This is a genomic window from Mycobacterium sp. Aquia_213 (assembly GCF_026625985.1).
Taxonomy (GTDB): domain Bacteria; phylum Actinomycetota; class Actinomycetes; order Mycobacteriales; family Mycobacteriaceae; genus Mycobacterium.
The window spans coordinates 3,829,492-3,846,311 of sequence record NZ_CP113116.1 but is presented as its reverse complement, the minus strand read 5'-3'; the positions used below and the strand labels follow the sequence as shown (position 1 = coordinate 3,846,311).

Genomic DNA, 16,820 nt, shown 5'->3' with positions numbered 1-16,820 from the left:
GCCTGTGCGGGAAAGCATCTGGACCAGTCGGCCCGCCGACTTGTACGGCCGGCGCGAACGCGACCGCCTCGGCACGGTGCTGTGGGGGATCCGGGTGTTGTACGACGGATTCAACGCGGTGTCGCGGTGGGAGCCCGCGCGGATCAAGCCGGTGCGGCGCACCCAATCCGCCGTCGTCACCAAGCGCGAACTCGTCGCGCCCGACGTGGTCGCGCTGACGCTGGCCGACCCGGACGGCGGATTGCTCCCGTCCTGGACCCCCGGCGGGCATCTCGACGTGGTGCTGCCGTCGGGGCGGCGACGCCAGTACTCGCTGTGCGGTCCGCCCGGGCGTCGCACGGACTACCGCATCGCCGTCCGCCGGATCGCCGACGGCGGGGGTGGTTCGATCGAAATGCACGATGCGTTCGACGTGGGCGACACGCTGGTATTCGAGGGCCCGCGTAACGCCTTCTACCTCGGTACGGCAGAGCGCGAGGTGTTGTTTGTGATCGGCGGCATCGGCGTCACGCCGATTCTGCCGATGATCCAGGTAGCCCAGCAGCGCGGAATCACCTGGCGGGCAATCTATGCCGGGCGCAGCCGGGAGTACATGCCGTTACTGGACGAAGTGGTGGCGGTGGCGCCGGACCGGGTGACCGTCTGGGCCGACGACGAACACGGCCGGTGTGCCGACGTCGATGACCTGCTCGTCGGCGTCGGGCCGACGACGGCCGTCTACGTGTGCGGCCCGGGCGCCATGCTCGAGGCGGTCCGGATGGCCCGCAACGAACACGCCGACGCACCATTGCATTACGAGCGATTCAGCCCGCCGCCGGTCGTCGACGGCGTCCCCTTCGGGCTCGAGCTCGCGCGCTCGCAGCGGTTGCTGCGTGTTCCGGCCAATCGGTCCGCGCTGGACGTCATGCGCGACCTCGATCCGACCACTCCGTACTCGTGCCAGCAGGGCTTCTGCGGGACGTGCAAGGTCAAAGTGCTTGCCGGACAGGTCGATCACCGCGGGCGCACCGCGGTGGGCGACGATGAGATGCTGGTCTGTGTGTCGCGCGCCAAAGCCGACCTGCTCGTCATCGACGCCTGAGCGGTCAGTCTTCGGGCGCCTGTTGATGACGTCGATAGCCGACGTGGGACACACTCACACCGGGCAGCGGCTCCCAGACCAGGGTGCGGTCGTCAAGTTGAAAGTCATTTTCTTCGTAGAACTGTCGCGCCTCGGCGTTGTTTTCCGCGCACCACAAGATCACGTCACCCGACGGGTTCGAGCGCACGGCCTTGTTGAGTAGGCGCACACCGACGCCGAGCCCCTTTGCGTCTGGCGCGGTGTAGAGGGCGTCGATTTTCACGTCGTTGGGATTGGCGGCGTCGGGCCCGAAGACCGTCATCCCCAGTAGCTTGCCGCGAGACTCGGCAACCCACATGCCCCACCCCGGCTGCATCAGCGCTTCCGGATATTTCACCGTGGCCCACAATTTCGGTGTCGAGATCACGTCGAGCACGTGATCCTCCAGGATTCCGGCCAAGGACTGCCGCCACACCGGATAGTGCATCGCCGCGACCTTCTCGAAATCGCTTGGCCCGGCTCTACGGATCTTGACGTCCTTGGATTTCACACGGCCACCTTAAGGTCATTCGACCCCGGAGTGCTCCAGATAGGCGACCAGGGCGTTGGTCAGACCTCGCCGGGCCATGTCCAGGTCGGCGTAGGACCCGAGTTGACGCTCCGACACCAGGCCACGCATCGCGCCCGGGATCAGTGCGGCCACTTCGCGGACCCGGTCCGGGTCGACGTCGAGTCCGGCGAAGGCGTTCTGGCAGGTTTCCAGCCAGCTCTTGCCCCAGGAGAACAACTCCGCGGCGGTGCGCGGGTAGAGCCGTTCCAGCTCGTCGGGATCGCGGGGGAGGGCCGCGCGCAGATTTTCGATCGCGCGTGAATCCGGCGACGCCAGACCGCGGTAGAGGGTTTCGATGATGGCGCTGACGCGCTCGCGCAGGGGCGCGTTCGGTCGGATCGGTGTCGACAGGGTCGAGAACGTCGCCTCGCGTCGCTCGGCGGTGCGGTGCAGCACGGCCGCCCAGAAACCGTCGGTGTCGCCGAACTGATACTGCACCGCGCCCCAGGTGGCGCCGATCTCTTTGGCGATGCGATTGGCCGACACCGAGCCCGGTTCGCCCGAGCCCAGTGACCGCAGCGCGGCCTCGAGCATGTTCTCGCGAGTAGCGCTGCCGCGCCGGTTCGGCCGCCGGCCGACGATGCCGGCCTCCGAGACGTGCCTGGTAGCCCGCTGCGCCATCGGCCGATCCTAATCGATGGCTTGCCTGCGACGGCCGAGCAGACTAACTTTTTCATAGAGGGTACTGTGATTGTTGGCCGGCGCCGCTATCATTCGTATGCGAGGAGGGCAGCTCTGATGGCAAAGCCGCCGTTGTCGATGAAACCCACCGGATGGTTCCAGGTCGCCTGGTCTGAGGAGATCGGCGTCGGGGACGTCCACAAGATGAAGTACTTCGACCAGGAGATGGTTGCCTGGCGGGCCGACTCTGGCCAGCTCACGGTCATGAATGCCTATTGCGAGCACCTGGGTGCGCATCTGGGCTACGGCGGCAAGGTCGTCGGCGAGGTGTTGCAGTGCCCGTTCCACGGCTGGCAGTGGAGCAACGAGGGCCGCAACGTGTGCATTCCTTATCAGGACCGCCCCAACCGGGGCCGCCGAGTGCGCACCTATCCCGTGGTGGAGCGCAACGAGTCCGTCTACATCTGGCACGACGTCGAGCGTCGCGAGCCGTTCTTCGACGCCCCGGACGTGTTCGCCGCGTTCGGCGATGGCAGCGGCACCGACGGTTACTACCCGCAGCAGCGGTTGTACCGCGCCGGCCTGGAGCTGCATCCGCAGTACGTGCTGGAAAACGGGGTGGACTTCGCGCACTTCAAGTATGTGCACAACACGCCCATCGTGCCGGTCTTCACCCGCCACGACTTCGCCGAGCCGGTGTCTTTCGTGGATTTCACGATCACCTTCGAAGGTGACGACGGACAGCGGATCGAGGACGTCAACAGCGGCGTCGAGGCCATCAACGGCGGGCTGGGTATCGCCGTGACCAAGAGCTGGGGCATGGTCGACAACCGCACCATCTCGGCGATCACCCCGGTCGACGAGTGCACCTCCGATGTCCGGTTCATGGTGTACATCGGCCGCACGCCGCATAAGGATCCGGTCCGGGCCGAGACGAAGGCCCAGGAGTTCGGCCGAGAAGTCATCCGGCAGTTCGAGCAGGACGTCGAAATCTGGCAGCACCAACGGTATTCGGATCCGCCGGCGCTGGCCACCGACGAGTACGAGGGGTTCACCGCAATTCGCAAGTGGGCCAAGCAGTTCTATCCCGACGGCATCGGTGGCAGTGCCGCCGAAGTGTACGCAGCATCCCAGAAAGGCTGAACGCAATGAATGCACCCGCTGGACCGATTCGCGTCTTCCAGGTCGGAAGTGGAAACGTCGGTTCGGAGATGATCAGGCGGATCGCGACCCAGCCCGATCTCGAACTCATTGGCGTGCACGCTTATTCGCCGGAGAAGGTGGGCAAGGACACGGGCGAGTTCGCCGGTGTGGGGTCCAACGGGGTGAAGTTCACCGGGACCATCGAGGAGATCATCGCCGCCAAGCCCGACGTGCTGACGTTTCACGGTGTGTTCCCCGACGAGGATCTCTACTTAGAGGTGCTCGAGGCGGGCATCGATATCGTCACCACCGCCGACTGGATCACCGGGTGGCACCGCGACACCAACCACCCGCACCCGTCCGGCAAGTTGGTGAGCCAGCTGCTGGCCGAGGCCGCCGAGAAGGGCGGTGCGACGTTCTACGGCACCGGGATGAACCCGGGGCTCAACCAGATCCTCGGCGTAGTGTGCTCGGCCGACGTCGCCGACATCGAAAACGTCACCACGATCGAGTCCGTCGACGTGTCGTGTCACCATTCCAAAGACACCTGGATCGAGGTGGGTTATGGCCTGCCCGTGGATGATCCGTCGATCCCGGCCAAGCTGGAAAAGTACACCCGCGTGTTCGCCGACAGTGTGCTGATGATGGCCGACTGCTTCGACGTCAAACTCGACGAGGTCCAGTTCAGCTATGAGTTGGGAGCCTGCACCAAGGATGTCGACCTGGGCTGGTACATCCTGCCCAAGGGATCCCTGGGCGGGAACTACATCAAGTACCAGGGCATGGTCGACGGGGTGCCCCGGGTAGAGACGCATCTGGAATGGCAGATGACGCCGCACACCGATCCGCACTGGGATATCAAGGGCTGCTACATCACTCAGATCAAGGGCGATCCCTGCGTCTACAACAAGCACATGATCTTCCCCAAGCCCGGCGTGGACCTGTCCAACCCGGACAACTTCGCTTCCATCGGCATGACCGTGACCGGCATGCCCGCCCTCGCCTCGATCAGGTCGGTGGTGGCGGCACCGCCGGGGCTGATCACCAGTGCGGACCTTCCGCTGCGCGGATTCGCCGGGCGGTTCAACCTCTAGCCTCAGCACGCTTCGTCGTCACCCAGAATTCTTTCCGGGTGGTGGTAGTCGTTGGTGCGCGCGTCGAGGTCAACCTGCGGCGGCGGGATCCACTCGGTGCGGCCGTTGGTTAATTTCCTTGTTCGCCAACCCGTTCCGGCTAGTTTGTGGTGGGGTCTGCATGCGAACGTGAGGTTATCGACATCGGTTCCGCCGCCCGCGGCCCATTCGTCGACATGGTGGACTTCGCACCAATAGCCGGGCGCGTCGCAGCCCGGGTGCGTGCAGCCGCGATCCTTGGCGTACAGGACCACGCGTTGATCCGGTGTGGCAACTCGGCGGGATCGGCCCAGATACAGTGGCCGACTTTGATGCTCGTCGAATACGGCAAGGTAGTGGTAGGCATGGCTGGCCATCCGGATCACATCTCGCATGGGCAGCAGCGTTCCACCGCCCGTCACCGCTCGGCCCGTGCCCGTCGTCAGCTCCTGCAGCGTAGTCGACACGATGACGCTGACCGGCAACCCGTTGTGCTGACCGAGCTTCGGGTCGCCCAACTGGCCTCGTACCAAGGCATTGAGCGCGTCGTGCTGACGCTGTCCCGGCGTTCGCGCATCATGGCTAACCAGATCATCGGCGGGTTCGTCAGTGGTGCAAGGGTATTCATCATCCGGGTTGCACATGCCGGGCGCGGCGAATCGCGCGAACCACGCGTCGAGATTGGCACGCAATTCCGGTGAGGCGATGAGTTTTCCGATACTCATCCCGTCGCGGCGCTGACCGCACCACGCGAAGCCGCGCTGGCGTGCGCGGTCGGAGTCGGAGAACTTCCCGTCGGGGTTGATGTGCAGCGCAATCCGATGTGCGGCCCTTTCCAGCTGATCGGGGCGAAGTTTGGTGGCTTGTTTGGCCAGAAATCGCTCGGCGTCCTCGACGGTATCGGCGGGTGTCGCGTCCGGGAGGTCGCGGACGAAAGTCTGGATTACGCGCAGGTGCTGCGCGTCGAGCCGGCCTTCTCGCCAAACCGTGGCGGTGGCCGGGAGCTCCGGTGGCAACTCTTGGCCGGTGAGAGTCAAACGCGCAGAGAGCTGTTCGGCATCCCGAACCCGTCGGCGAGCTTCGGCGTAACTGATTCGAAGGCAATCGGCAATGACCTTGTGGATCGGGCCACCCACGGCGGCCGGTTCCTCCATGGCCAGGCTCGCCATGACGTCGTGGCTCGACGCGATCTGCCGTCGGCGCGAGGCCTCCATCCGTTCGAGCACGCGCAGCCGGCCGGCGGGGCTCAATGCATCGAAGTCCAGGCCGCGGATTGCGGCGTCGCCGGCGTCCAGCGTGTCCAGGGCAGCGGACACCTCGTCCGGAAGCTCGATCGAATACATGTTCGAATTTTATGCCGGTTGATCGGCTCGAACCAGCGCAGTAACGCCGCCTGTGGACAAAGGCGCGACTGTGGACAAAGCCCGCGGGACCGCCCGTCTAGGGTGAAGAACATGCGGGTCGGAGTGCTGGGAGCCAAGGGCAAAGTCGGGTCGGCGATGGTGGCCGGTGTGCAGGCCGCCGAGGACCTGACCTTGTCCGCCGAGGTCGACGCCGGCGACCCGATGAGCCTGCTGACCGACCACAATACCGAGGTCGTGATCGATTTCACCCACCCCGATGTGGTGATGGGCAACCTAGAGTTCCTGATCGGCAACGGAATTCACGCCGTGGTCGGTACCACCGGCTTTACCGCCGAGCGGCTGCAGCAGGTCGAGTCCTGGCTTGCCGACAGCCCGAATACCTCCGTGCTGATCGCGCCGAACTTCGCGATCGGCGCCGTGCTGTCCATGCATTTCGCGAAGCAGGCCGCCCCCTTCTTCGACTCCGCAGAGGTCGTCGAGTTGCATCACCCGCACAAGGCCGACGCCCCGTCGGGCACCGCGACCCGAACCGCCAAGCTGATTGCCGAATCCCGAAAAGGCTTGCCGCCCAACCCCGATGCCACCAGCACCGGCCTGCCGGGTGCGCGTGGCGCCGACGTCGACGGGATTCCGGTGCACTCGGTGCGGCTGGCCGGGCTGGTCGCGCACCAGGAGGTGCTGTTCGGCACGGAGGGCGAGACGTTGACCATCCGCCACGACAGCCTGGACCGCACGTCGTTCGTGCCGGGCGTGCTGCTGGCGGTGCGCCGAGTTCGGGAACGCCCCGGGCTGACGGTGGGGCTGGAGCCCCTGCTCAACCTGCAATGAGCAGGTCGCTGCGCACGCAATTGCTGATCGCGTTCCTGTGCGCGGCGATGTTGCTGTACTTCGTGCTGCTGGGGCGGTTGGCCGTCGCGATGATCGCCTCGGGCCGGGCCGCCGCCGTCGGCCTCGGGCTGGCGGTATTGATCATGCCGGTGATCGGGCTGTGGGCGATGATCACCACGCTGCGGGCCGGATTCGCGCACCAGAAGCTGGCCCGCCTGATCGCCGACGACGGAATGGAACTCGATGCCAGCGCACTGCCACGGCGGCCGTCCGGTCGTATCCAGCGCGCTGCGGCCGACGAGCTGTTCGCCACCGTGCGCACCGAGGTGGAAGCCCATCCCGACGATTGGCGGCATTGGTATCGGCTGGCCCGGGCCTACGACTACGCGGGGGATCGCCGTCGCGCTCGCGAGGCCATGAAGACGGCCGTCGAGTTGGAGGCACGCCCGTGAGCAAGACGCTGCTGATCGTGCACCACACTCCGTCGCCGGCCACCCGCGAGCTGCTCGAAGCGGTGCTCGGCGGAGCCAACGATCCGGAGATCGACGGCGTCGACGTCGTCTCCCGGCCGGCATTGGCCGCGACACTGCCCGACATGCTCGATGCGGACGGCTATCTGTTCGGCACCACCGCCAACTTCGGCTATATGTCCGGTGCGCTCAAACACTTCTTCGACACCGTGTACTACCCGAGCCTCGACCATGTGTCGGGCCGTCCTTACGGGCTGTGGGTGCACGGGAACAACGACACCGTCGGCGCTGCCGCGGCCGTGAACAAGCTGGCCAGCGGGCTGTCGCTGGCCCAAGCCGCCGAGGTGCTGGAGGTGGTCGGCGCCGTCGACGCCGCGGTGCGGGAGCAAGCGTACGAGCTGGGCGGAACGCTCGCCGCGACGTTGATGGGCTAGGTGTGGGTCGGTTTGAACGCGTCGGCCGGCTGGGCCACGGCCAGTGCCGAGCTGGTGCCGATCGGGCCGTGGCAGTCGAACAGGGTGGCCGCGCCGGTGGCCACCCCGGCGGTGCCGTAGTGGCTTTGGGCGGCCAGCCCGATGAATTCGCCGTCGGGCAATCGGCTCGCGGTGACGGTGTAGTCGGCATTGATGTAGCGCAATCCGCTTGTGCCCCAATGCGTGAGCGAGCTCGTGATGTCACCGGCGAAGGCCAGGCGGGTAAACGGCGTCAGCGGGTGGCCGTGCACCATCGGGCGAAAAAGCCGGGCCCAGGCGAACTTCTGGGCGTGGGACTGCTCCCACTCGCCCGCGGCGATGCCGGGACTGCCTTCGAAGGTGGCCCCGTATCCCCAGATGAGAAACGGCATGTCGGCCGGGAAGCCGTCGTAGGACGTCGGCAGCGGCGGCATCTGCACCGGAAAGGACCACACCTGGCCATCGGGATGGTCACCGCGGCGCAGAAACAGCGCACTGGCCCGCGCGACGACGGTGTCGCGCTGAATCAGTGCGGCGTCGACCAGCCTGATGCGGCGCCCTTCTCGCTGTATCGAGGTGTGAATCTGCACCGGCCGCAGCAGCACCGGTCGCAACAGATCGACCGTCAGCCGGGCGGGCTGGAAGTCGGGATCGATGCCCGATTGTTCTATGCCCCAACCCAACAGGCCCCCGACGATCTGACCGCCCATCGCCGCACCCCACGGCCCTTGCGTCAGCGCTCCCGGAACGTAGGAGTCGCCATCGACAGTGAAGAACGCCTCGGGCATGATGGCGGAATCGTCGATCGTCACCGCTATCACGATAGGACACCGGATAGTAAGGATCGGGTATGCCTCCAGTGATTGAAGTCCCGCGCGATCAGAACCCATTTCCGGCGACGGGCGTGTCCCGCGACAGCGACGGTGTCCCGCGCTACGACGATCTGCCGGCCACGCTGCTGGACATGCTTGCCGAGCAGCTCGACCACCGCCCCGACAGCGAGGCCGTCGTCGAAGTGGGTGCCGGGCGATTGACCTACCGGCAACTGTGGGACGGCGCCGCGCGGGTCGCCGGCGGACTGCGCGCGGCCGGTGTGCAACGCGGTGACCGTGTCGCGGTGCGCTACCCGGCGGGAATCAACTGGGTGCTGGCGTTTTGGGGCACGGTGATGGCCGGCGGCATCGCGGTGGCGGTCAATACGCGCTCGGCGCAGCCCGAGGTCGAGTTCGTGCTGTCGGATTCGGGGGCGCGGGTGGACTTGGCCGCGGATGCGCCGCTGCCCGACGGGCAACCGTATGTGGCCGAGGGACTCGAAAAGGCCGACACGGCCGCATTGTTCTACACCTCGGGCACGACCGGCCGGCCCAAGGGCGTGCCGACGACGCACGAGGCGTTTGTGGCCAACACCGAGAATGCGGTTCGGAGTGCGGGCTTTTCCCACGATGCCGGTGAGGGGCTGCGCACCCTGATCTCGGTGCCGCTGTTCCACGTGACCGGTTGCAACACTCAGCTTTTGGTCGCTGTTCGGGTCGGGGGAGCATCGGTGATCATGCCCTCGCTCAACCTGGACGAGCTGATCGCCACGCTGACCGCCGAGCGCATTTCCCTGATGGTGACCGTCCCCGCGATCTACTCGTTATTGCTGCGGCACAAGGAATTCGCCGACACCGATGTGTCCGGTGTCCGGTGGGTGGGCTACGGCGGAGCGCCGATCGCGCCATCGTTGGTGCAGTCGGTGAAAGACGCGTTTCCGCAAGCCGTTGTGTTCAACGGCTACGGCATGACCGAGTCTGGCTCGCTGATCACCGTGCTGCCCGACCGGGATGCTTTCGACCACGCCGACTCGGTGGGGTATGCGGTCCCCGCCGTCGACCTCGGCGTGATCCCCAGCGGAGACGATCCCATGGTGGGCGAGTTGGTGGTGCGTGGAGCCAATGTGACTGCCGGGTACTGGAATAGACCGGATGCCTCCGCGGCCAGCATCGTCGACGGTTGGTTGCACACCGGCGACGTGGCTCGGGTCGACGCCGCGGGACGGGTGCACATCATCGACCGGCTGAAGGACATCATAAATCGCGGCGGCGAGAATATCTCCAGCGTCGAGGTCGAGGCGGTGCTGCTGGGCGCACCCACCGTCGCGGATGCCTGCGTGCTGGCGGTGCCCGACGAGGTGATGGGGGAAAAGGTCGGAGCCGTGCTGTTCGGCGGTGACACACAAATCGACGTGTCGGCCGTCTTGGAGCACTGCCGCGGGCAGCTGGCCGACTACAAGGTTCCGCAGTACGTCATGGTGGCATCAGAAGCGCTGCCGCGCAACGCCGGTGGCAAACTACTCAAGGCCCGGCTTCGCGGCGAAGTGCAATGGGGCGATCCGCTCCGATGAACGCGACGCTGCTGATCGCCAATCGCGGCGAGATCGCGCTTCGGATCATCCGCACCGCCACCGAGTTGGGCATGCAAACGATCGCGGTCTACGCCGAGGACGACGCCGAGAGTCCGCATGTGCATGCGGCGGACGAGGCGATCGGTCTGCCGGGCAGCGGTCCCGACGCCTACCTGGACCAGTCCTCGATACTGGCGGCAGCGAAAAATGCCGGCGCGCAGCTGATTCATCCGGGTTATGGCTTCCTCTCGGAGAACGCCGATTTCGCTCGTGCGTGTGCGGTCGCCGGGTACACGTTCGTGGGGCCGGACGCCGACGTGCTCGAGGTGGTCGGCAACAAATCGTCGGCGCGTGCCGCCGCGGTCGCCGCCGGCGTGCCGGTGTTGCCGGCCACCGTGGGGCCGAGCAGCGTCGAGGAAGTCCGGGCATTCTTCGCCGCCCACGACGGAGCGGTGATGATCAAGGCGCTGGCCGGCGGCGGAGGCCGCGGTATGCGCAGGGTGGACAGTGCCGACCAGATCGACAACGCCTACCGCCAGTGTGCCGCGGAAGCGCAACTGGGATTCGGCAATCCGGCGGTGTTCGCCGAGGCGCTACTCGAGGACGCCAGGCATATCGAGGTGCAGATTGTCGCCGCGCCGGCCGGGCCACGAACGCATGCGCTTGCCCTCGGCGACCGTGACTGCAGCATCCAGCGGCGCTACCAGAAGATCATCGAAATAGCGCCCGCGCAAGGACTTTCGGATGCGCTGCGTCGCGAGCTGCACCTGGCCGCGGCCCGGCTGTGCGGCAGAGCCGGCCTGCGCGGGCTGGCCACCGTGGAATTCCTGGTGGCCGGTGAGAAGTTCGTCTTCCTCGAAGTCAATCCCCGCATTCAGGTCGAACACACGATCACCGAGGAGACCACCGGGGTAGACCTGGTGGCCGCCGCGCTCGCCATCGCCGGCGGTGCCTCCTACTACCAGCTGGGGCTGCCGTCCGGAATCGCCTCGGACGGTGACGAAGTCATCGGCGAGCCGGCCGCCCGGCGCGGCATTGCGATACAGGCCCGGGTCAACATGGAAACCCTGACGGCGGATGGGACCGTGCTACCCGGGGCGGGCGTCTTGACGGTGTTCTCACCGCCGAGTGGTCCGGGAGTGCGCGTCGACACCTTCGGCCGGACCGGGCTGGCGTTGAGTGCGCGCTATGACTCCCTGCTGGCCAAGGTCATCACCCATGTCCGCGGTTCGTCATTCCCGGCGGCGCTGCGCAAGGCGCGCACCGCGCTGGCCGAGTTCGGTGTCGAGGGTGTCCGGACAAACCTCGCCTTCCTACAAGAGCTTTTGTCCGACAAGCAGATTCAGTCGGGCGAGGTGACGACGGGCTTCCTCGACGCGAAGCTGCCTGAACTGGCGGCCGCGGCGCTGACCCACGAGCACGACACGCGGGTGGCGTCCGTCGAGTTGTATCCCGGTGAGGAAGCGTTGCGCGCCCAGCTGGCCGGCACCGTGGTCGAAATCCCACCCGAGGGCACCGAGGTTTCGCCCGGCGGGCAACTGGTCGTGTTGGAAGCGATGAAAATGCAGCATGTGCTCGTCGCGCCGGATGCGCTGCGCACGATCCGCAATCTCGTGACACCCGGCCAGGTCGTCGGAACCGGAGATCCGCTGGTGGTCTTCGCCCGCACCGGAGCCAGCACCGGCGACGAATCCGCCATCGCCGCAGTCGATCTCGACCGCCCTCGTGCCGACCTCGACGAACTCCGGCGACGCCATCTGCGCACCCTTGACGAGGGCCGTGACGCGGCAGTCGCCAAGCGGCACAAGCAGGGTCGCCGCACCGCCCGGGAGAACATCGCCGACCTGATCGACGACGGCAGCTTCGTCGAATACGGCGCGCTGGCCATTGCCGCGCAACGCAGCCGGCGCTCGGACGAGGATCTGATCGCCAACACCCCGGCCGACGGCCTGGTCGCCGGATTGGCGACCATCGGCGCCGATCGATTCGGGCGGGCGGCTGCCGAGGCGGTCGTGGTGTCCTACGACTACACCGTGCTCGCCGGGACGCAGGGCATGCGCAACCACGCCAAGACGGACCGGGTTTTCGACGTGGCCGCCCGAAAGAGCTTGCCGGTGGTGCTTTTTGCCGAGGGCGGTGGCGGACGGCCCGGCGACACCGACGTCGGTGGTGCGGCCGGGCTGGACGTGCCGACCTTCCGGGTACTCGCCGGGCTGCGCGGCCGGGTGCCGTTGCTGTCCATCGTTTCCGGGCGTTGCTTCGCCGGCAATGCCGCGCTGGCCGGGGTGTGTGATGTGATCATCGCGACCCCGGACGCCAACATCGGAATGGGCGGGCCGGCGATGATCGAGGGCGGCGGGCTCGGGGTGTACCCGCCCGAGGCGATCGGCCCGATCGACGTGCAGCGGCACAACGGGGTGGTCAGCCTGGTCGCGCGGGACGAGGCGCACGCGGTATCGCTGGCCAAACAATATCTGTCCTACTTTCAGGGCCGCGTCGCCGACTGGGCAGCCCCGGAGCCACGGCTGGCCCGACATGTGGTGCCGGAGAATCGGTTACGCGCCTACGACGTGCGCCGGGCGATCGAGTCGATCGTCGACGTCGGCTCCGTCCTCGAGCTGCGCCCCGACTACGGCGTCGGCATCGTCACCGCGCTCGTCCGGGTCGAGGGCGTGGCTTATGGGCTGCTGGCCAACAGCAGCCACCATCTGGGCGGTGCGATCGATGCCGAGGCCGCCGACAAGGCCGGCGACTTTCTTACGTTGTGCCAATCGTTTCGGCTGCCGGTGATTTCGTTGTGCGACACACCGGGATTCATGGTCGGGCCGGACGCGGAAAAGCAGGCGGCGGTTCGCCGGTTCGGCCGGATGTTCGTGCTCGGTGCGCGGCTGACGGTGCCGCTGGGAATGATCATCTTGCGCAAGGGTTATGGATTGGGCGCAATGGCCATGGCGGGCGGCTCTTTTCACGCCCCGCAATTCACCGTCGCCTGGCCGACGGGGGAGATCGGCGGCATGGGCTTGGAAGGCGCGGTACGCCTCGGCTTCAGCAAGGAGCTGGCCGCCGCGGCCGATGCCGCCGAACGTGAGCAGTTATTCGAAAAGCTTGTGGCGGCGGCCTACCAACACGGTAAGGCTCTTCGGGCCGCCACGACGTTCGAGCTGGATGACGTAATCGACCCTTCAGACTCCCGTGCCTGGATCACCAGGCTGACGGGAGCCTGAAGGGTCGTGCCGGAGAGGAATCAGGCGTGGCCGGATCCGCAGCCAACGCCCGGCAGACATCCAGTGCCGCCGGGAACGCCACCCGGGCCGGCATTCTGGCCGCCGGAGCCACAGCCGACGCCCGGGATGCAGCCGGTGCCACCCGGGCCGCCACCCGGACCGCTGTTCTGGCCACCGGACCCGCAGTTGCCGTTGGGGTCGCAGCCGCCGCCACCCGGGTCGTCCTTGAAGATGACGTGGGTGGGCGCCGGGCCGCTCATTGTCGGGCCGGTCGCAAAGCTATCCGCAGCGGCGATCGGTGCGGCAGCGATTGCGGCGGCAACAGCGCCGCCGACCACCAGTGGTTTCAGGAAGGTCAATTTCGCTAACATGCGACTCGCATACCACGCACGCGCGCGGACAAAACCTCTCTGGAAAAGATTATTGATGGCAATCGACGCTCTCCGCTAGCGAACTCGGGCCCCCACAAACAAAGGTGTACAACGATGACCTCACTGGATTTGACCGGCCGTACTGCGATTGTCACGGGGGCCTCGCGCGGAATCGGATTGGCTATTTCGCAGCAGTTGGCGGCCGCGGGCGCCAATGTGGTGCTGACCGCCCGCAAGCAGGAGGCCGCGGCTGCGGCCGCAGCGGAAGTCGGAGGACGGGCCTTGGGTGTCGGTGCTCACGCGGCCGACGAGGAGGCCGCGCGCAACTGCGTGGACCTCACCCTGGAAACGTTCGGCAGCGTCGACATTTTGATCAACAACGCGGGCACCAATCCGGCGTACGGCCCGCTGATCGACCAGGATCACGCGCGGTTCACCAAGATCTTCGAAGTCAATCTGTGGGCTCCGCTGCTGTGGACATCGCTTGTTGTCAAGGCATGGATGGGCGAGCACGGAGGCGCAATAGTTAACACCGCCTCCATCGGCGGGCTGCATCAGTCCCCGGCGATGGGGCTGTACAACGCCACCAAGGCGGCGCTGATTCACGTCACCAAACAACTGGCCCTGGAACTGTCGCCGGGCATACGAGTGAATGCCATCGCTCCCGGAGTCGTTCGCACCAAATTGGCCGAGGCGCTGTGGAAGGACCACGAGGATCCGCTGGCGTCGCAGATTGCGCTCGGTCGCATCGGTGAGCCCGAGGATGTGGCGAACGCGGTGGCCTTCCTGGTTTCCGACGCGGCGAGCTGGATCACCGGTGAGACGTTGGTCATGGACGGCGGTCTGCTGCTGGGCGGCGCGCAGGGCTTCCAGATGCGGCCCGGGAGCAAATCATGAGTCCGGACGATCTCGACAAACGGATACAGGCGCTGCTGGACGAACACAACCCGGCGACCACCAAGCCGCGCGATTTCCTTGGCGCGCAATTCGATGCCGGCCTGGCCTGGGTACACCTGCCGCAGGGCTTCGGCGGGCTGGATCTGCCGCGCAAAGCGCAGGAAGCGGTCAACGCGCGGCTGTCCGCGGCCGGCGCGCCGGTGGGCGGCACGGTGAAGAACTTCATCGGGATGGGCATGGCGGCCCCGACGATCGCGGCCTTCGGCACCGATGAGCAGAAGCGAAAGTTCTTGCGCCCGTTGTTCACCGGCGAGCAGGTCTACTGTCAGTTGTTCAGCGAGCCCGGTGCGGGGTCGGACTTGGCCGGGGTGGCCACGCGCGCGGTCCGCGACGGCGACGACTGGATTGTCAACGGGCAGAAGGTGTGGACATCGATGGCGCAGCACGCGCAGATGGCCATCCTGGTCGCCCGTACCGACCCGACGGTACCCAAGCACGCGGGTTTGACCTACTTCGTCTGCGATATGACGCAACCGGGTGTCGACGTCCGGCCGCTGCGTCAGATCACCGGCGAGGCGGAGTTCAACGAGGTGTTCCTCACCGATGTCCGGGTGCCCGACGCGAATCGGCTTGGCCCGGTGGGGGGTGGCTGGCGAGTCGCGACCACCACGCTCAACAACGAGCGGGTCGCGATCGGTGCCAGCTCCGGCGTTCCGCGCGAGGGCGGGATCATCGGGAAGATCACCCGGGCGTGGCGTGACGAGCCGGGGCTGCGCAACGGCGCGATGCACGACGAGCTGATGCGGCTCTGGGTGGAGGCCGAAGTACTTCGACTGGCCGGGCAACGGCTCGGACAGCAGGCCGTCGCGGGCCAGCCCGGACCGGAGGGCGCCGGCATGAAGATCGCCTTCGCCAAACTGGCGCAAGCTCTTTCGGGTTTCGACATCGAGCTGCACGCCGAGTCCGGCTTGCAGTACGACGACTGGACCATGCGCAGAACAGAAGTCGTCGACTTGATCGGTCGCGAACCCGGGTATCGCTACCTGCGGGCGCGCGGCAACTCGATCGAGGGCGGCACGTCGGAAATCTTGCGCAACACCGTTTCTGAGCGGATTCTCGGGCTGCCCGGCGAACACCGCGTCGACAAGGATGTCGCCTGGAAGGACCTGGACCGATGAGCATCGGGGACTTGCTCTACTCCGACACCGAGCAGGCGTTGCGCGACAGCGTCCGCCAACTGTTCGCCGAACAGTGTGCGCCAGAGGTGGTGACCCGGGCGTATGACCCAACGCCACAAGACTTTTCCGGTGTCTGGCGGCGGCTGGCCGCTGAGCTGGGGGTGGCCGGGCTGCTGGTGCCGGAGTCGCTCGGCGGCGCCGGCGCGAGTGCGCGCGAGGCCGCGGTCGTGATGGAGGAGATCGGCCGGGCGGTCGCGCCGGTACCGTTCCTGTCCAGCGCGGTGCTCGCCACGGTCGCGCTGTTGCGTGCCGGCGAGACCGAAACCCTGTCCGCGCTGGCCCAAGGCGAGCCGACCGCGGCGCTGGTGGTGCCGCTGTCCACCGCGCCCGGCGATCCGATCGCGGGGGTGAGCAGCGGCACCGACGGCCTGACCGGGACGGTCAGCAGCGTCGCCGGCGCCGCCGAGGCCGACGTGCTGGTGGTGCCGGTCGCGGGCGCCGACGGCATCGAGTTACACACCGTCTCCCGCAGTGCGCCGGGGGTCGAGGTGTCACCGCTGCTGGCCCTGGACATGACGAGACCGCTTGCTAATGTCCAGTTTTCGGCGGCATCGTCAACCCTGGTCGGAGCCGGCCCCGGGGCGGACGCGGCCGTGGCGGCCGCGCTGGAGACCGGTGCGGCGCTGCTGGCGTCCGAACAACTCGGGGTGGCGCAGTGGTGCTTCGAGACCACGCTGGCCTATGCCAAGCAGCGCAAGCAGTTCGGCCGTGCGATCGGGTCCTATCAGGCGATCAAGCATCGGTTGGCGGATCTGTGGTTCGAGGTCGGTTCGGCGACGGCCGCGGCGCGCTACGCCGCGGATACCTGCGCTTCCGAAGATCCCGACGCGAGCATCGCCGCGGCCATCGCGCAGGCCTACTGCAGCGGAATCGCGGTGCACGCCGCCGAGGAGTGTGTGCAGCTGCACGGCGGCATCGGTATGACCTGGGAGTATCCGGCCCACCTGTACCTCAAGCGGGCCAAGAGCGATCAGTTGGCGTTCGGTACCGCTTACCGTCATCGGGCCCGGCTGGCCGGCCTGGTGGACCTGCCGGTCTCGTAATCGC

Annotated in this window: 16 protein-coding genes; 11 read left to right on the top strand and 5 right to left on the bottom strand. The window is 66.9% G+C overall.

Annotated elements, in window-relative coordinates; all coding sequences use genetic code 11:
* The first annotated feature begins 4 nt into the window (after window positions 1-4).
* Complete coding sequence (locus tag LMQ14_RS17980; protein WP_420714537.1) at window positions 5-1,081, top strand: PDR/VanB family oxidoreductase; 1,077 nt, start codon at window positions 5-7, stop codon at window positions 1,079-1,081.
* 4 nt (window positions 1,082-1,085) lie between these two features.
* Here LMQ14_RS17980 and LMQ14_RS17975 read toward each other — a convergent pair whose 3' ends face one another.
* Together LMQ14_RS17975 and LMQ14_RS17970 are read right to left on the bottom strand one after the other, a co-directional pair.
* On the bottom strand, window positions 1,086-1,610 hold the full coding sequence (locus LMQ14_RS17975) for a GNAT family N-acetyltransferase (RefSeq protein WP_267730894.1): 525 nt from the start codon (window positions 1,608-1,610) through the stop codon (window positions 1,086-1,088).
* A 15-nt stretch (window positions 1,611-1,625) separates the two neighbouring features.
* A complete protein-coding gene (locus LMQ14_RS17970; protein ID WP_267735576.1) occupies window positions 1,626-2,204 on the bottom strand; it encodes a TetR/AcrR family transcriptional regulator in 579 nt (192 codons plus the stop codon).
* A gap of 204 nt (window positions 2,205-2,408) precedes the next feature.
* On the opposite strand from LMQ14_RS17970, the gene LMQ14_RS17965 reads away from it, so the two are divergent.
* Together LMQ14_RS17965 and LMQ14_RS17960 are read left to right on the top strand one after the other, a co-directional pair.
* A complete protein-coding gene (locus LMQ14_RS17965; protein ID WP_267730893.1) occupies window positions 2,409-3,434 on the top strand; it encodes a Rieske 2Fe-2S domain-containing protein in 1,026 nt (341 codons plus the stop codon).
* 5 nt (window positions 3,435-3,439) lie between these two features.
* Entirely contained in the window at window positions 3,440-4,528 is a 1,089-nt protein-coding gene (locus tag LMQ14_RS17960) for a dihydrodipicolinate reductase (RefSeq protein ID WP_267730892.1), read from the top strand.
* 2 nt (window positions 4,529-4,530) lie between these two features.
* On the opposite strand, the gene LMQ14_RS17955 is transcribed toward LMQ14_RS17960, so the two are convergent.
* Complete coding sequence (locus LMQ14_RS17955) at window positions 4,531-5,889, bottom strand: HNH endonuclease signature motif containing protein (RefSeq protein WP_267730891.1); 1,359 nt, start codon at window positions 5,887-5,889, stop codon at window positions 4,531-4,533.
* Window positions 5,890-6,000: 111 nt separating this feature from the next.
* Here LMQ14_RS17955 and dapB point away from each other — a divergent pair, with 111 nt between their 5' ends.
* Genes dapB through LMQ14_RS17940 form a run of 3 tightly spaced genes read left to right on the top strand, consistent with a single transcriptional unit; the run spans window position 6,001 to window position 7,642 of the window.
* The gene (gene dapB, locus LMQ14_RS17950; protein WP_267730890.1) at window positions 6,001-6,738 is read left to right on the top strand and encodes a 4-hydroxy-tetrahydrodipicolinate reductase; all 738 of its coding nucleotides are present in this window, start codon (window positions 6,001-6,003) and stop codon (window positions 6,736-6,738) included.
* Complete coding sequence (locus tag LMQ14_RS17945) at window positions 6,735-7,190, top strand: hypothetical protein (protein ID WP_267730889.1); 456 nt, start codon at window positions 6,735-6,737, stop codon at window positions 7,188-7,190. The genes dapB and LMQ14_RS17945 overlap by 4 nt, the downstream gene beginning before the upstream one ends.
* Window positions 7,187-7,642, top strand: coding sequence for a flavodoxin family protein (locus LMQ14_RS17940; protein ID WP_267730888.1), 456 nt, complete (start codon window positions 7,187-7,189; stop codon window positions 7,640-7,642). Before LMQ14_RS17945 ends, LMQ14_RS17940 begins: the two co-directional genes overlap by 4 nt.
* On the opposite strand, the gene LMQ14_RS17935 is transcribed toward LMQ14_RS17940, so the two are convergent.
* Window positions 7,639-8,472 (bottom strand): thioesterase family protein, encoded by an 834-nt coding sequence (locus tag LMQ14_RS17935; protein WP_267730887.1) that lies wholly within the window; start codon window positions 8,470-8,472, stop codon window positions 7,639-7,641. The two genes, LMQ14_RS17940 and LMQ14_RS17935, sit on opposite strands and share 4 nt — an antisense overlap.
* Window positions 8,473-8,510: 38 nt before the next feature.
* Here LMQ14_RS17935 and LMQ14_RS17930 point away from each other — a divergent pair, with 38 nt between their 5' ends.
* Entirely contained in the window at window positions 8,511-10,043 is a 1,533-nt protein-coding gene (locus LMQ14_RS17930; protein ID WP_267730886.1) for a class I adenylate-forming enzyme family protein, read from the top strand.
* A complete protein-coding gene (locus LMQ14_RS17925) occupies window positions 10,040-13,267 on the top strand; it encodes an acetyl-CoA carboxylase family protein (protein WP_267730885.1) in 3,228 nt (1,075 codons plus the stop codon). The genes LMQ14_RS17930 and LMQ14_RS17925 overlap by 4 nt, the downstream gene beginning before the upstream one ends.
* 20 nt (window positions 13,268-13,287) lie before the next feature.
* On the opposite strand, the gene LMQ14_RS17920 is transcribed toward LMQ14_RS17925, so the two are convergent.
* A complete protein-coding gene (locus LMQ14_RS17920; protein ID WP_267735575.1) occupies window positions 13,288-13,617 on the bottom strand; it encodes a PE-PGRS family protein in 330 nt (109 codons plus the stop codon).
* A gap of 135 nt (window positions 13,618-13,752) precedes the next feature.
* On the opposite strand from LMQ14_RS17920, the gene LMQ14_RS17915 reads away from it, so the two are divergent.
* Genes LMQ14_RS17915 through LMQ14_RS17905 form a run of 3 tightly spaced genes read left to right on the top strand, consistent with a single transcriptional unit; the run spans window position 13,753 to window position 16,816 of the window.
* Window positions 13,753-14,535: an SDR family oxidoreductase gene (locus tag LMQ14_RS17915; protein ID WP_267730884.1), complete on the top strand. Its 783-nt coding sequence runs from the start codon at window positions 13,753-13,755 to the stop codon at window positions 14,533-14,535.
* Window positions 14,532-15,713, top strand: coding sequence for an acyl-CoA dehydrogenase family protein (locus LMQ14_RS17910; RefSeq protein ID WP_267730883.1), 1,182 nt, complete (start codon window positions 14,532-14,534; stop codon window positions 15,711-15,713). The genes LMQ14_RS17915 and LMQ14_RS17910 overlap by 4 nt, the downstream gene beginning before the upstream one ends.
* On the top strand, window positions 15,710-16,816 hold the full coding sequence (locus tag LMQ14_RS17905) for an acyl-CoA dehydrogenase family protein (RefSeq protein WP_267730882.1): 1,107 nt from the start codon (window positions 15,710-15,712) through the stop codon (window positions 16,814-16,816). The genes LMQ14_RS17910 and LMQ14_RS17905 overlap by 4 nt, the downstream gene beginning before the upstream one ends.
* Window positions 16,817-16,820 lie beyond the last annotated feature (4 nt).

What these genes read in the sequence shown, in the direction of transcription:
- LMQ14_RS17970 (WP_267735576.1), bottom strand. Translation starts at nt 2,204, where the DNA reads ATGCTCGAGGCCGCGCTGCGGTCACTGGGCTCGGGCGAACCGGGCTCG.
- LMQ14_RS17965 (WP_267730893.1), top strand. Translation starts at nt 2,409, where the DNA reads ATGGCAAAGCCGCCGTTGTCGATGAAACCCACCGGATGGTTCCAGGTC.
- LMQ14_RS17960 (WP_267730892.1), top strand. Translation starts at nt 3,440, where the DNA reads ATGAATGCACCCGCTGGACCGATTCGCGTCTTCCAGGTCGGAAGTGGA.
- LMQ14_RS17955 (WP_267730891.1), bottom strand. Translation starts at nt 5,889, where the DNA reads ATGTATTCGATCGAGCTTCCGGACGAGGTGTCCGCTGCCCTGGACACG.
- dapB (WP_267730890.1), top strand. Translation starts at nt 6,001, where the DNA reads ATGCGGGTCGGAGTGCTGGGAGCCAAGGGCAAAGTCGGGTCGGCGATG.
- LMQ14_RS17945 (WP_267730889.1), top strand. Translation starts at nt 6,735, where the DNA reads ATGAGCAGGTCGCTGCGCACGCAATTGCTGATCGCGTTCCTGTGCGCG.
- LMQ14_RS17930 (WP_267730886.1), top strand. Translation starts at nt 8,511, where the DNA reads ATGCCTCCAGTGATTGAAGTCCCGCGCGATCAGAACCCATTTCCGGCG.
- LMQ14_RS17925 (WP_267730885.1), top strand. Translation starts at nt 10,040, where the DNA reads ATGAACGCGACGCTGCTGATCGCCAATCGCGGCGAGATCGCGCTTCGG.
- LMQ14_RS17915 (WP_267730884.1), top strand. Translation starts at nt 13,753, where the DNA reads ATGACCTCACTGGATTTGACCGGCCGTACTGCGATTGTCACGGGGGCC.
- LMQ14_RS17910 (WP_267730883.1), top strand. Translation starts at nt 14,532, where the DNA reads ATGAGTCCGGACGATCTCGACAAACGGATACAGGCGCTGCTGGACGAA.
- LMQ14_RS17905 (WP_267730882.1), top strand. Translation starts at nt 15,710, where the DNA reads ATGAGCATCGGGGACTTGCTCTACTCCGACACCGAGCAGGCGTTGCGC.